The 12,880-nt window shown below is 70.3% G+C and carries 16 protein-coding genes; 7 read left to right on the plus strand and 9 right to left on the minus strand.

Features of this window, described 5'->3' with window-relative positions; all coding sequences use genetic code 11:
- Positions 1–12 precede the first annotated feature (12 nt).
- The 5 genes from O1R50_RS07510 to O1R50_RS07530 all read left to right on the plus strand — a co-directional run bounded on the left by O1R50_RS07510 (position 13) and on the right by O1R50_RS07530 (position 4,139).
- The gene (locus O1R50_RS07510; protein WP_270109301.1) at positions 13–1,128 is read left to right on the plus strand and encodes a glycoside hydrolase family 53 protein; all 1,116 of its coding nucleotides are present in this window, start codon (positions 13–15) and stop codon (positions 1,126–1,128) included.
- Between the two features lie 142 nt (positions 1,129–1,270).
- Positions 1,271–2,416: a glycoside hydrolase family 53 protein gene (locus O1R50_RS07515; RefSeq protein ID WP_270109302.1), complete on the plus strand. Its 1,146-nt coding sequence runs from the start codon at positions 1,271–1,273 to the stop codon at positions 2,414–2,416.
- 11 nt (positions 2,417–2,427) lie between these two features.
- The gene (locus O1R50_RS07520; protein ID WP_270109303.1) at positions 2,428–2,568 is read left to right on the plus strand and encodes a hypothetical protein; all 141 of its coding nucleotides are present in this window, start codon (positions 2,428–2,430) and stop codon (positions 2,566–2,568) included.
- Positions 2,569–2,582: 14 nt separating this feature from the next.
- Positions 2,583–3,188, plus strand: coding sequence for a cysteine hydrolase family protein (locus O1R50_RS07525; protein ID WP_270109304.1), 606 nt, complete (start codon positions 2,583–2,585; stop codon positions 3,186–3,188).
- 21 nt (positions 3,189–3,209) lie between these two features.
- Positions 3,210–4,139, plus strand: coding sequence for a GlxA family transcriptional regulator (locus O1R50_RS07530; RefSeq protein ID WP_270109305.1), 930 nt, complete (start codon positions 3,210–3,212; stop codon positions 4,137–4,139).
- A gap of 36 nt (positions 4,140–4,175) precedes the next feature.
- On the opposite strand, the gene O1R50_RS07535 is transcribed toward O1R50_RS07530, so the two are convergent.
- Positions 4,176–4,547, minus strand: a complete 372-nt coding sequence (locus O1R50_RS07535; RefSeq protein ID WP_270109307.1) for a DoxX family protein — start codon at positions 4,545–4,547, stop codon at positions 4,176–4,178.
- Between the two features lie 127 nt (positions 4,548–4,674).
- On the opposite strand from O1R50_RS07535, the gene O1R50_RS07540 reads away from it, so the two are divergent.
- Together O1R50_RS07540 and leuE are read left to right on the plus strand one after the other, a co-directional pair.
- Positions 4,675–5,349, plus strand: a complete 675-nt coding sequence (locus O1R50_RS07540; RefSeq protein ID WP_270109308.1) for a TetR/AcrR family transcriptional regulator — start codon at positions 4,675–4,677, stop codon at positions 5,347–5,349.
- Between the two features lie 92 nt (positions 5,350–5,441).
- On the plus strand, positions 5,442–6,092 hold the full coding sequence (gene leuE / locus O1R50_RS07545; protein WP_270109309.1) for a leucine efflux protein LeuE: 651 nt from the start codon (positions 5,442–5,444) through the stop codon (positions 6,090–6,092).
- Between the two features lie 13 nt (positions 6,093–6,105).
- Here the strand turns inward: leuE and O1R50_RS07550 are convergent, their stop codons facing one another.
- From O1R50_RS07550 to O1R50_RS07585, 8 genes are all read right to left on the minus strand, one after another.
- A complete protein-coding gene (locus O1R50_RS07550; protein WP_270109310.1) occupies positions 6,106–6,549 on the minus strand; it encodes a group II truncated hemoglobin in 444 nt (147 codons plus the stop codon).
- Positions 6,550–6,685: 136 nt separating this feature from the next.
- The gene (locus O1R50_RS07555; protein WP_270109311.1) at positions 6,686–6,886 is read right to left on the minus strand and encodes a DUF1918 domain-containing protein; all 201 of its coding nucleotides are present in this window, start codon (positions 6,884–6,886) and stop codon (positions 6,686–6,688) included.
- A gap of 288 nt (positions 6,887–7,174) precedes the next feature.
- Entirely contained in the window at positions 7,175–8,233 is a 1,059-nt protein-coding gene (locus O1R50_RS07560) for an AI-2E family transporter (RefSeq protein WP_270109312.1), read from the minus strand.
- Between the two features lie 421 nt (positions 8,234–8,654).
- The gene (locus O1R50_RS07565; RefSeq protein WP_270109313.1) at positions 8,655–9,146 is read right to left on the minus strand and encodes an SgcJ/EcaC family oxidoreductase; all 492 of its coding nucleotides are present in this window, start codon (positions 9,144–9,146) and stop codon (positions 8,655–8,657) included.
- A 111-nt stretch (positions 9,147–9,257) separates the two neighbouring features.
- Positions 9,258–11,432, minus strand: a complete 2,175-nt coding sequence (locus tag O1R50_RS07570) for an MMPL family transporter (RefSeq protein WP_270109314.1) — start codon at positions 11,430–11,432, stop codon at positions 9,258–9,260.
- A 205-nt stretch (positions 11,433–11,637) separates the two neighbouring features.
- Positions 11,638–11,910: a hypothetical protein gene (locus O1R50_RS07575; RefSeq protein WP_270109315.1), complete on the minus strand. Its 273-nt coding sequence runs from the start codon at positions 11,908–11,910 to the stop codon at positions 11,638–11,640.
- A 12-nt stretch (positions 11,911–11,922) separates the two neighbouring features.
- Positions 11,923–12,234, minus strand: coding sequence for an ArsR/SmtB family transcription factor (locus O1R50_RS07580; protein ID WP_270109316.1), 312 nt, complete (start codon positions 12,232–12,234; stop codon positions 11,923–11,925).
- A 115-nt stretch (positions 12,235–12,349) separates the two neighbouring features.
- The gene (locus tag O1R50_RS07585) at positions 12,350–12,790 is read right to left on the minus strand and encodes a DoxX family protein (RefSeq protein ID WP_270109317.1); all 441 of its coding nucleotides are present in this window, start codon (positions 12,788–12,790) and stop codon (positions 12,350–12,352) included.
- Positions 12,791–12,880 lie beyond the last annotated feature (90 nt).

Consider the following 12,880-nt stretch of genomic DNA (forward strand, 5'->3'; position numbering starts at 1 on the left):
GAAGTGATCGCAATGAAGCGAAGGACCGCCCTCACCACCGCCGCGGCGGCGCTCGCCGCGCCGGCCCTGGCACTCGGCGCGGCCGAGTCCGCCCAGGCCCAGACCGCGTTCGCGCGCGGCGCCGACATCTCCAGCCTCGCCAAGTCCGAGGCCAAGGGCGGCGTGTACATGTGGGCCGACGGCTGGAAGGAGGACGCGATCTGGATCCTCCAGAAGAGCGGCGTCAACTGGATCCGCCTGAAGGTCTGGGTCAACCCCGCCGACGGCTACAACAACAAGACCCACGTCGTGAACGTCGCCAAGCGCGCCCGGGCGGCCGGGATGAACGTGCTCGTCGACTTCCACTACACCGACACGTGGGCCGACCCGGGCGCGCAGACGAAGCCCGCGGCCTGGGCGAACTACAGTGTCGCGCAGCTGAAGACCGCCGTGTACGACCACACCCGGGACGTCCTCGGCGCGATGGTCGCCGCGGGCGCGGCCCCGCAGATGGTGCAGGTCGGCAACGAGCTCAACGCCGGGATGCTGTGGCCGACCGGCCGCTACGACCAGCTCGACAACCTCGCGCAGTTCCTCATCTCGGGCGCCAACGCCGTGCGCGCGACCGTCCCGGCCGCGAAGGTCATGCTGCACCTCGCCGAGGGCGGCAACAACTCGGTGTTCCGGTGGTTCTTCGACGCGATGAAGGCCCGCGGCGTCACGTGGGACACCATCGGCGCCTCGTACTACCCGTACTGGCACGGTTCGCTCTCGGGCCTGCAGTCGAACCTCAACGACATGGCCTCGCGCTACGGCAAGCCGGTGTACGTGGTCGAGACCGCGTACCCGTTCAACCCCGGCGACCGCGACGGCTTCGGCAACATCATCAGCGCCTCGACGCCGGTGTCCGGCTACCCGGCCAGCTACGCGGGGCAGCAGAACATGCTGACGGCGATCGCGAACGTCGTGAAGGCCGTGCCGAACGGCCGCGGCGCGGGCGTGTTCTGGTGGGAGGCCACGTGGACCGCGGTGGCGGGCAACGGCTGGGACCCGTACGACCCGAACAGCAAGAACGGCTGGGAGAACCAGGCCCTGTTCGACTTCGCGTGGAAGGCCACTCCGGCGCTGAAGACCCTCGGCACCCTCTAGACCCGTCTCCCCCCGGTGGTCCGGGCCTGCGACGCACTTCGCGGGCCCGGACCCGGGCGATCCCTCGATCCCTCGATCCCTCGATCCCTCGATCCCTCGATCCCTCGATCCCTCGATCCCTCGACGATTGGAACCGAACTCCATGAAGCGCAGAACCGCCCTCACCGCCGCCGGGGCCGGCGTCCTCGGCCTCGGTGCGGCTGCCGCCGCGACCCCCGCCCTGGCCGAAGCGCTCGGCGCCGCACCCGGCCGACCCTCGAAGCGCCCCTTCGTCCGCGGCGCCGACATCTCCGGCCTCATCAAGAACGAGGACTTCGGCGCGGTCTACCGCCGCGCCGACGGTCGCCGCGGCGACGCCGTGAAGATCCTGGCCGAGAACGGCGTCAACTGCATCCGCGCCAAGGTGTGGGTCGACCCCGCCGACGGCTACAACACCAAGACCCAGGTGGTCGAACTCGGCAAGCGCGCCAAGCGGGCCGGGATGGACCTCCTCGTCGACTTCCACTACTCGGACACGTGGGCAGACCCGGGCAAGCAGTACAAGCCCGCCGCATGGGCCGACTTGAGCTTCGCCGACCTGAAGACCGCCGTGTACGACCACACCGCCGACGTGCTCGGCGCGCTCAAGGACGCGGGCGTCGAACCGGGACTCGTGCAGGTCGGCAACGAGACCAACGGCGGGCTCCTCTGGCCCGACGGCCGCTGGGACCAGCTCGAGCAGATGGCCGGGCTCTTGACCGCCGGTTGCGACGCCGTCGCCGACGTCCTCCCGAAGGCGCAGACGATCCTGCACCTCGCCGAGGGCGGCAACAGCGGCGCGTTCCAGTGGTTCTTCGACAACGCGGCGGCGAACGGCGTGCCCTTCCACGCGATCGGCGCCTCGTTCTACCCGTACTGGCACGGCGAGCTGTCGGGGCTGGCCGCGAACCTGAACGACCTGGCGACCCGGTACGGGAAGCCGCTGTACGTGGTCGAGACGGCGTACCCGTTCACCACGTCGGACTCGGACGGGTTCGCGAACATCATGACCGACCCCGAGCCGGTGGCGGGCTTCCCGTCGAGCCCCGAGAACCAGTCGTACTGGATCGAGGCGATCGCCGACGTGGTCAAGGCAGTGCCGAACGGGCTCGGCAAGGGCCTGTTCTGGTGGGAGGCGACCTGGACGGGCGTCGCGGGCGCTGGTTGGGACCCGGCCGACCCGGCCAGCGGGAATGGCTGGGAGAACCAGGCACTGTTCGACTTCGACGGCAAGGCGCTCCCCGGGCTGCGGACCCTCGGCAGCCTGTAAGGCACTCCTCAATGGCTGCCGTGCCGTCCGATCCGACGCAGCCCGACCGGGTCGAGACCGGGCTGGAGCGGATCGGGCGGCACGGCTGCCTCGCTGACCAGATCGTTCCGCTGCACGGCGCGATCGTGTCTGGCCGTGCGGCTTCCCGGTGACGACGATTGACCGCATGAGAACCGCACTCTTCGTCATCGACGCCCAGGAATCCTTCCGCCGCCGCCCCATGTGGGCCGCCATGTCGAACCCCGACCTCGCCGCATCGATCAACCCGCTCGTCGAGACCGCGCGCGGCAACGGCGACCTGGTGGTGTGGGTCCGACACATCGAACCCGGCACCGGCAACGTGTTCGACCCGGCGCGCGGCTTCGTCGAGTACCTGCCCGGGCTCAAACCCCTTGCGGGCGAACCAGAGCTGTTCAAGACCTCGCACAACCCGTTCACCACCACGAACGCGCAGCAGCTCCTGGTGCAGCACGGCGTCGGCGAGGTCGCGGTGACCGGCATCCGCACCGAGCAGTGCTGCGAGACGACCGCGCGTGTCGCCTCGGACCTGGGGTACCGGACCGTGTTCGTCACGGACGCCACCTCGACGAACCCGATCGAGCACCGCGACGCGCCCGAGGGCCGGAGTCTGGAGGAGATCCTGGCGGACCCGCGCACGCTCGGGACGGACGCGATCATCGAGCGGACCGAGTACGCGCTCTCGGGCCGCTTCGCGACGGTGACGGGAGTGGACGCGCTCGTGCGCGAGTGGCAGGATCGTGCTTCCGGGTGAGCTGAGCGAAGGCGGGGTGCCGTGTCCAAGGTGGTGTTCCTGCTCGTGCCGAAGCTGCACCTGCTCGATCTGGCGGGCGCGGCGCAGGTCTTCTCGACCGCGGAAAACGTGCTGACCGAAGCGGGCGGGCCCTCGGCCTATCGGCTGCGGTACGTCGCCGAGGCGCCGGAGGTGCTTACGGCCCAAGGTCTTCCGGTGAGGGCCGAGACGGCGTGGCCGGAACTCGGCGCTGCGGATCTGGTCATGGTGCCGGGCTGGCGCTCACCGGGGACCGCGGGTGGGCCGCGGCTCTCCGCGTCGCAGCCGCGGCACCTGTTCGAGCATCACCGCGGCGGCGGCACGGTCGCGAGCGTCTGCTCGGGGGCGTTCGCACTCGGGCAGGCGGGCCTGCTCGACGGGCGCCGGTGCACGACGCACCACGATCTGCAGGAGGAGCTGGCGCGGCGTTTCCCTGACGCTGCGGTAGTACGTGACGTCCTATTCACCGAGGACGACCGAGTGGTGACCTCCGCGGGGATCGCGAGCGGCATCGACCTGGCGCTGCATCTGGTGGCGGTGCGCCACGGGCCGGCCGTGGCGGGGAGGGTGGCGCGCGAGATGGTCGTGTTCGCGCGCCGCAACGGCGATGAGCCGCAGGCGAGTGCGATGCTCCGGTACCGCTCGCACCTGTCGGATGCGGTGCATCGGGTTCAGGACCGCATCGACGCCCGTTTCGCGGAGCCGCTGCGGCTCCCCGATCTCGCGGCCGAGTCGGGGGTCTCGCAGCGGACGCTCACGCGGCGGTTCGCGGAGGCGACGGGCATGTCGCCGCTGCGGTACCAGTCGGTGCTGCGGCTCGAACGCGCCGAGCACCTGATCGGCCAGGGCGCCACGGTCGATGCGGCGGCCCGGGCGGTCGGCTTCGCGGACGCCCGGATGCTCAGGCGGCTGCGCGCGGGCGCGGGGAAGTGAACGGCGGCAGGCCCGGCGGGCCCGCCGCCGCTTCGACTAGAACTGGTAGGGCCCGAACCGGCCCCAGGCGATGACCGCGGCGATGAGCAGGATGACGGCGTTGATCACGATGCTGGAGTACTCCCCCTTGCGGAGGTGGTAGATCGCGGCGAACACCATGATCAGGCCCAGGCCGACGGCGGCGAGCGGGGTGAGGATCACCGCGATGCCGGTGAGCGCGGGCAGGATGAGACCGAGCGCGCCGGCGACCTGCGAGGCGCCGATGAGCTTGACCGTCCCCGCGGAGAAATCGGTCACCCAGGTGAAGTTCGCGGCGAGCTTCTCCTTGGGTTGGGTCGCCTTGATGGTGCCGGCGGCGAGGAAGGCCGCGGCGAGCAGGCCTTGCAGGATCCAGAGGAATACGTTCATGCGGGTGGTCTCCTTGAGAGGCGATCGTTCCGGACCGCCCCGGGGAAGTGGAGCGGCCTATCCGTTAATCGGCGGTCAGTGTAACAACACAATCGGATAGGGCATTCCACTTGGTTAGGATGTGTGCATGGAACCGAGCTCTGAGAGCGGCATGTGCAAGCGCGCCCGGCGCCTTCGGAGCGACGCCGAGCAGAACCGCGACCGGATCATCGAGGCGGCCCGGAAGGTGTACCGGCGCGAGGGGCTCGGCGCTTCGATGGCGAGCATCGCGCGCGCGGCCGGGGTCGGCATCGCGACGCTCTTCCGGCGGTTCCCCACCCGCATGGAGCTGATCGCGGCGGTCTTCGAGGAGCCCATGCGGCGCAACCGGGACGCCGCGGTGGCGGCCCGGGACGAGGAGAGCGCCTGGGAGGGGTTCCGGGGCTACGTCGAGACGGTCTGCGGGCTGCAGGCCGTCAACCGCGGCTTCGCGGAGGTCCTCACCATGAACTACGGCACGGCGAAGGTGCTCGAACGCCAGCGCCAGGAGGCGTTCGAGGCGTTCACCGAGCTGATCGGCCGGGCGAAGCGGGAGGGTCGGCTGCGGGAGGACTTCTCCCCCGAGGACCTGCCGATCCTGTTGATGGCCAATGCGGGGGTGCTCGGGACGGTCGGCGATGCGGGGCCTGCGGCGTCGAAGCGGCTGGTCGGCCAGATGCTGCGGGCGTTCTCGGAGAGCGGTTCGGAGCCGCTGCCGCCCGCGCCGGGCCCGAAGGAACTGTTCCGGGGGATGGTGCGCCAGCGGCGGATCGGCGGCGGGTGAGATCGCGGTTGCCGGCGTGGTTCGGGCGGTCATAGACTGGCGGGGTTTCACGCTCCTCGCCCCCGCTGTCAGGCCCCTGAGAGGATCCGCCCGTGTTCGGCACCGTCGATTTGTGGACTTATGTCGTAGCCACCGTGCTCATCATCCTGCTGCCGGGGCCGAACTCGCTGTACGTGCTGTCGGTGGCGTCGCGGAAGGGCCGGCGGGCCGGGTTCCAGGCTGCGGCGGGGGTGTTCCTCGGCGATTCGGTGCTGATGGTCGCGTCGGCCGCGGGTCTCGCTTCGATGTTCGCGGCGTCGCCGGTGCTGTACAACCTGGTGCGGTGGGCGGGTGTCGCGTATCTGGCGTTCCTGGCGTTCGGGTTGATCCGCGGGGGTTGGCGGACGTGGCGGGCGGCGCGTCGCGGCGAGCCGGTGGTGGCGAAGGCCGTGGAGGCGGAGCGGGCGGGTGAGCGGCCGTTCGTGCGCGCGCTGATCGCGAGCCTCTTGAACCCGAAGGCGATCCTGTTCTTCGTGGCGTTCTTCGTGCAGTTCGTGGACCCGGGTTATGCGTGGCCGGTGCTCAGTTACGGCGTGCTCTTCGTGATCCTGCAGGTCTGCTCGATGGTGTACCTGTCGACGCTCATCGTCGCGGGTGACGGCCTGGCGCAGACGTTCCGGCGCCGGAGGCGTCTGGCCGCGGCGGGCAACGGCGTCGTCGGCGCGGTCATGATCGCCTTCGCCGCCAAGCTCGCCACGGGCTGACACCCGGCTGCCGTCACGGCCAGCGCGGCACTTCCTGGCAGGGGTGGAGGTCGTCGTCGCCTTTGGCGTGCGAGTTCACTTGGGCCACTTCGGTGCCGAAGACGATGTAGTCGTGGAGCGAGGTGCGCAGTCCTGGGTCGGCGGGGCCGTGCTCGGTGACGGCGCGGTCGAAGAGTTCGATGAACCGGGCGCGCTGCTCGTCGGTGATGGCGAGTCCGCGGTGGGCGGTGAGGAGCGTGTCGAAGCCGCCGAGGTCGTCGGTGTAGCGGGAGGGTCCGCCGAAGACTTCGGCGAGGAACGCGGTCAGGTGGTCGACGTGGTGGGGTGCGCCCGCGCCGAACAGAGGTTGGAGGACGGGGTCCTTGAGGACCGAGCCGTAGAAGGCGTCGACGGTCGCGTGCAGTGCGTCCTCGCCGCCGATCTGCTCGAAGAACGCGGTGGTCTGGTCGTCGCTCATGGGGGTGTCCTTTCGCGGGGTGGAACCCTTGGCGCCCAAGGGCTCCGCTCCCCTCGACTGTAGCCGGGCCCGCGGAGCGGCCGCAGCGGCGCGGTGGTTCGGTGCGTTGCAGCCGCGGGGCGGCGACCGACGGCGGTCAGCCGGTTCCGCGCTCGTCGTGGTGTTCGACGACGCAGTCCGACTCGGGGGCGACGACGGCTTCGTGTCCGTTGTCGTGGCGAACGCGGTAGGGCGGCTGCCCGTCCTCTCCGAGTACCGCGACTACCTCCGCGGTGTGTTCTTTCATGCCGACCTGGCGTCCTTTGAAGCGCAGCCGGTCGCCCACTTTCGCTTGCACGGTCCTCATCTCCTCTGATGCATTCGACGCTGGGCTTCGTGCTTTCCGAGGGCTGATCTTTCAAGTCTAGGTGACCCGCCGGCGCTTGCGCCGCGTCTCGCGGCGGCGGCAACGGCGCGCAAGCGTTTGCCCAGATGCCCGCGATGAGCGGCAGAACCGGACTCGCGCCTGCGGACGTTCGGAGAGCTCAGAGCGGGCGGGCTGGCACGAGCCGCATATCCTGGACGCGAAGACGAGGCCGGGGCGCGTGCGGGTACACGCCACCGGCCTCGTCGTGTTCGGGTCGGATCAGGAGTTGTCGAGGCGCGGGATCACGATCTCCTTGCCGATCAAGCGGATCGCGGCATAGACGGGGACCGACAGGACGATGCCGACGACGCCGAACAGGGTGCCTCCGACGAGCACGGCGACGATCGCCGCCAGGTTCGACACCTTCACCGCGCTGCGCATCACGGTCGGGTAGATGACCCAGTTCTCGAGCTGCTGATAGGCGACGAAGAATATTGCCGAGGCCAGGGCCGTCATGGGCGAGATGGCGAGCGCCACGAGCGTGACGACGACGGCGCCGATGGTGGCGCCGATCTGCGGGATGAGGTCGAGCAGCGCGACCAGGAGGGCGAGCAGCGCGCCGTACGGGATGCCCGCGATGGCCATGAAGATCCAGGAGGAGATCCCGGCGAGGGCGCCGATGGCGAGCGCGCCGATGAGGTAGGAGCCGATCTGGCGGAGGATGCCGTCGATGATCCGGTCGGTCTGCTCGCGCTGGGAGGCGGCGAAGAGCCGGACCATGCCTTGGCGGAGCTGGACGTACGAGGCGAGGATGAAGATGGCCAGCAGGATCGTCGTGACCGTCCACACCAGCCCGCCGAAGAAGGAGGCGACCCCTCCGACGACGCCGCCGAACACCTTCGTCATGTTCGCGGCGGTCAGGGCGCCCTCGGCGCGTTTCAGCAGGCCGCCCTCTCCGCCGAAGCGGTCTGCGAGAGTGCTGTCCATAAAGGTCTGGTAGTAGGTGGGTGCCTTTTCGATGAACTCGGTGGCCTCGCGGGCGATCGCGGGGATGATCGCGGCGATGCCGCCGCAGAAGACGATGGCGACGCCGAGGAAGAGGAGGACCATCGCGAGCCAGCGGGGCATGCCGCGCTTGGTCATCCCGCCGACGATGCGCTCGAGGCCGACTGCGAGGAACGCGGCGACGACGAGGGCCGTGATGACGGTGCCGAGCTCCTGGACGGCCCAAACGGCGGCGGAGACGACGGCGAGGCCGGCGCCGAAGAGGACGCCGGCGGTGAGCGGCGGGGTGTTCGCGAGACTTCTGCGCAGGGGCAATCCGGGTTTCTGAGCCATGGGAGGTTTCTAGCAGACACCACCTCGCACCGGGGTCCGGTACACACTCAAAGCCCATCCGCCTCACTCACGGCGCAGTGGCGGGAGGCGCGGGGCCGCGAGCCGGTGCCGCGCCGCGATTCCTGAAGTCGGCTTCAGGCGGCTTAAGGGTGGCTTCAGGTTCGGAGGTCCATGCTTGGGCGACCGATCGGGACAGGCCCGATCGGACAGATCACCGCAGGGGGATCACATGGAGCACAACGGTTTCCGCATCCACTTCCGCTTTGTGCTGGCGGCACACCTCGCTGAGCCGCTCGGCGGTGAAGACCGCCGTCGGCGGACCGGAGGCCGTGATACGCCCTTGGGCGAGCGGCGCGCGGTTGCGCACCCCCCGCGAGGGGCAGCCCAGCCTGCGAACGGGGCGGCCCCTCATGCTCCGCCCTCAGAAACTGAACTGCCGGGTGTTCTGGAACGAGGTCTGCAGCCACTCGCCGCGCTCGCGGGTAAGCACGTTCGTGTTAGTGGACAGCGAGTCCGCGCGGCACTCGGACTCGCCGTCGTTGATCAGGCACGTCTCGCGCACGATGACCACCACGTCCCGCTCTACGTACCGCACGTGCTCGTCGAGGATCGCGATCCGGTTGCCCTCGATGTACCCGTCGAAGTAGTACTGCATCCCCTCCGCGATGGCCTCCCGGCCCGCCAAGTAGTCGCCGTTGAACGTGACCATGTCGCCGTCCTCGTGGAACGTGGCCGCGAACGCCGCCCCGTCCTCGTCGACCCACGCCTGCTGCTGGCGCTCCAGGATCGCGTCGAACGCCTCCTTGTCGCTCAGGCGGCCCCGGTCGCCCGCCGACGCCGCCGTGCCCGCGGTGAGCGTCACCGCGACCGCCGCGGCGACGGCCCCGATCCTCCTCATGCCTTTGGCCCGCATGATGCCTCCTCTCGTCGTTGGGGACCGACGCTAGAGGGAGGCGCCGGTGCCGCGCGTCCCCCTGGAGTCGCCTCACGGTCGCAACCCGCGCGGTAGCCGCGTTCCCGCCGGTCAGCCCCCGGTAGCGGTCGACCGGCCCCACGCGCGGTCGCCCATGAGCGCCAACGCAGCCGGGAGCAGCACACCGCGCACGACCGTCGCGTCGATGAGGATCGCCAGCGCCATGCCGAGGCCGAGCATCTTGTACTCGATCGCGGAGAGGGTCACGAATATGGAGAAGACGCCGGTCATGATGAGCGCGGCGCTGGAGACGACGCCCGCGCTGGCGGCGATGCCGCCGATGACGGCGTCGGGGTTGGAGGCGCCGTCGCGGCGGCGTTCGGCGACGCGGGAGAGCACGAAGATGTGGTAGTCCATGCTCAGTCCGAACAGGATGATGAACATGAAGAGGGGGATCCAGCTGACGACGCCGCCGTAGGAGGCGAAGCCGAGGAGTCCTTCGAGGTGGCCGTGCTGGAAGACCCAGGTGAGGGCGCCGCAGGCCGCGCCGATCGAGAGGAGGTTGAGGGCGATCGAGGCGAGTGGGAGTGCCCAGGAGCGGAACGTGAGGGCGAGGAGTGCGAAGGCGAGCAGCAGGATGAACGCGAGCACGTAGGGGGTGCGGGCGGTGAGCTGCTCGGTGAAGTCGTGCGGGAGTGCGGTCTTGCCGGTGACGGCGATGCGGGTTGCGGCGTCGGCGAAGGCGTTCGGGAGGGCTTGGTCGCGCAGGTAGGCGAGGGCGGCGTCGGCTTCGGGGCCGGTGGTGTCGCCGGCGAGGGGGACGCGGATGACGAGGAGGTCGCCGACTGCGGTGGTGGTGATGGGTTCGAGGAGTCGCCCGTTGCTGGCGGCGGCTTCGGTGTGGAGGGTTTCGACGGCGGTGTCGATCGCGGTCGGGTCGAGGGTGTCGTCGCCGGCGGGGGCGATGACGACGCGGGCGGTGGTGGCGGCGCCGGGGAAGTGCTCCTGCATGGTCGCGGCGGCGTCGACGGCGGGTGCGATGCCCGGCGGGAGGCTGGCGGTGACGGCGGCGTCCTGGAGTCGGAGGCCGATGACGGGGGTGGCGGCGATGAGGAGGAGGACGGCGGCGAGGCCGCCGGTGACGAGGGGCCTGCGGACGACGGTGGCGGCGGTGCGGGCCCAGAAGCGGGAGGGTGCGGCTTGGATGCGGCGTTTGCCGAGCCAGGGGAGGCGGGCGGCGTCGACGCGGTGGCGGAGGGCGGCGAGGAGTGCGGGGAGGAAGGTGACGGAGCCGAGTACGGCGAGGCCGACGACGAGGACGGTGCCGAGTGCGAGTCCTTTGAGGACGTCGATGCCGGTGATGAGGAGCCCGGCCATGCAGACGATGACGGTGAGGCCGGAGGCGGCGACGACGTGCCCGGAGGTGCGGGCGGTGGTGCGCAGGGCCGCGTCGGGGTCGTGGCCGGCGGCGCGTTCTTCTCGGAAGCGGCGCAGGTAGAACAGCGAGTAGTCGATGCCGACGGCCATGCCGATGAGCAGGACGATGGCGGAACCCGCGCCGTTGAACGGCACCCAGTGGCCGAGGAGCGCGAGGAGGCCGAAGGCCCCGGCGACGCTGGTGGCGGCGAGGAGCAGCGGGAGGCCGGCGGCGACGAGCGATCCGAAGACGGCGAGGAGCACGAGGATCGTGAGCGGCAATGACGTGGCCTCGGCGCGCCGCATGTCGTCCTTGATGCCGGCGTCGACGGCGCCGGAGAGGCTGGCATCGCCCGCTTGCAGGACTTCGACGTCCGGGTGGTCGGTTTGGACGGCGGCGACGGCGTCGGTCACGGTTGCGTAGTGGGCGTCGTAGTCGGCGTCGGGTCCGAGGATCGCGAAGGTGACGAGGACGGCGTCGTCGGCGCGCCAGCGCTCGCCGTGTTCGCTGAGCGGGGAGCCGATGTCGCTCACCGCTTCGGGGGCGGCGTCGAGTGCGGTCACGAGCTCGGCGACGGCCGCCTGCGTGTCGGCGTCGGTGCCGGTGATGAGGACGTTCTCGCGGACGGCGTAGCCGCCTTCGGCGTCGATGAGGTCCTCGGCGAGGCCCGCTTCGCCCGGGTCTTGGGCCCTGGCGTCCTCCCCCAGCGGGAGCGCGCCGGAGAGGACGGCGAGGGCGACGAGGGCGAGCCAGCCGCCGATGGCGAGGGCCCGGTGCCGGGCGGACCAGTCGGCTATCGCGGCGACGACGCCTGGGCGGGTGTGCGGGGTGTGCCGTGTGCGGGGGTCTGCGGTGAAGTCGTGCAGCACGATCTGCTTTCCTGTTCTGGGGGCGTCCCTGCGGAACTCGCCGTCGCGTTGCGGCGGCGAGGTGGTTCGTCTCCCTGGGTTTGCGGCGCCGGGTTGCCGCCCGGCGGTCTGCGCCCGGGTCCGGTCCGTCGAGTTGCCGCTCGGCGGTCCGGACCGTATCCGGGCCTTTGTCGCTATCGGATGGTGCGCTTGGTGGGCACCGGCGCTATTCGACGACTTTGAGGGTCTCCTCGATGGCGGCGTTGCTGGTCTCGATGCGGGCGATGCGCTCGCCCAGCGCCGCGAGCTGCTGCGCGAGCTCGGCCTGGTGGGCGTCGGCGCGTTCGGCGAGCTTCTTGTACCGGTCGTCCTGCCGGATCTGCATCTCGGCGCGCTTGAGGAACGCCTTGCGCCACATCAGGGACAGCACGACGGTGATGAGGAGGGTGAAGAGCCCGATGGTGCCGATGATTTCCTGCCAGTCGTAGGGGCTGTCCATGTCGGTCCTTTCTCAGAGGGTGAGCGTCGCCGAGGCGCGCTCGACGACTGCGGGGGTGAGGTGCACCGCGAAGGGCACGACCTCGTAGTAGTTCAAGGCCTTGCCGTCCTCCGACACTTCGAGGGTGGAGGTGACCAGGCCGGACGCTTCGAGTTTCTTCAAGTGGACCTGGAGGAGCGCCCGGCTGATGCCGAGGTCGCGCGCCAGTTGGCTCACGTAGTTGCGCCCTCCCGCGAGCGCGGCCACGACGCGCAGCCGGTGGGGGCTGGCGAGCGCCGCCAGGAGCGCGACCAGGTCGTCCCCGGTCGGGATGCCTTCGTCCATACGGCCTCCAAATACCTGCCAACAGATGTTAGCAGGTGCCGTGAGTATCTTGCATGCCGTGCGCCGGGCACGCGAAAGGGCCGGTGGCAGCGCCACCGGCCCTTGCCGCGCGGGGTCACCGCACGGACTTCAAGCCGTGCTCGAAGAACCGGCGCGTCTGGTGCCGCCGCACCCACGCGACCCCCGCGAAGAGGGCCAGCAGGATCAGGGGCGTGAGGACCGGGAAGTCGAGGATCGCGACGTTGAAGATCGCGGCGCCGACCATGAGCAGGCTCAAGCCGATCGCGGCCAGGCCCGAGACGCGAGGGATGAGCAGGCCGACGCCGCCCGCGATCTCCAAGGCGCCCACGAGGTACATGAACCAGTCGCCCCAGCCGATGAGGTCGAAGCCCTCGGCGGCGGCCTCCGCGCCGAACAGCTTCGGCGCGCCCGAGGCGACGATCATGAACGCGCCCAGGAGGATCTGGAACACCCAGGTAGTGATGCCCAGAGCCCGCCCGGGGCCTGCAGTGGTGGTGAGAACGGTCTCGTCCGCGGTGCGGTCGTAGGTGGACATGATGGGTTCGCCTTTCAAGAGGAACAGCCGGGAGTATCGGGCTCTTGCTGATGTAGACGAGCCCCGCCGACCGGATTCATCGCGCCGGCG

The sequence above is a fragment of the Glycomyces luteolus genome (genome assembly GCF_027622875.1).
GTDB classification, from domain to species: domain Bacteria; phylum Actinomycetota; class Actinomycetes; order Mycobacteriales; family Micromonosporaceae; genus Glycomyces; species Glycomyces luteolus.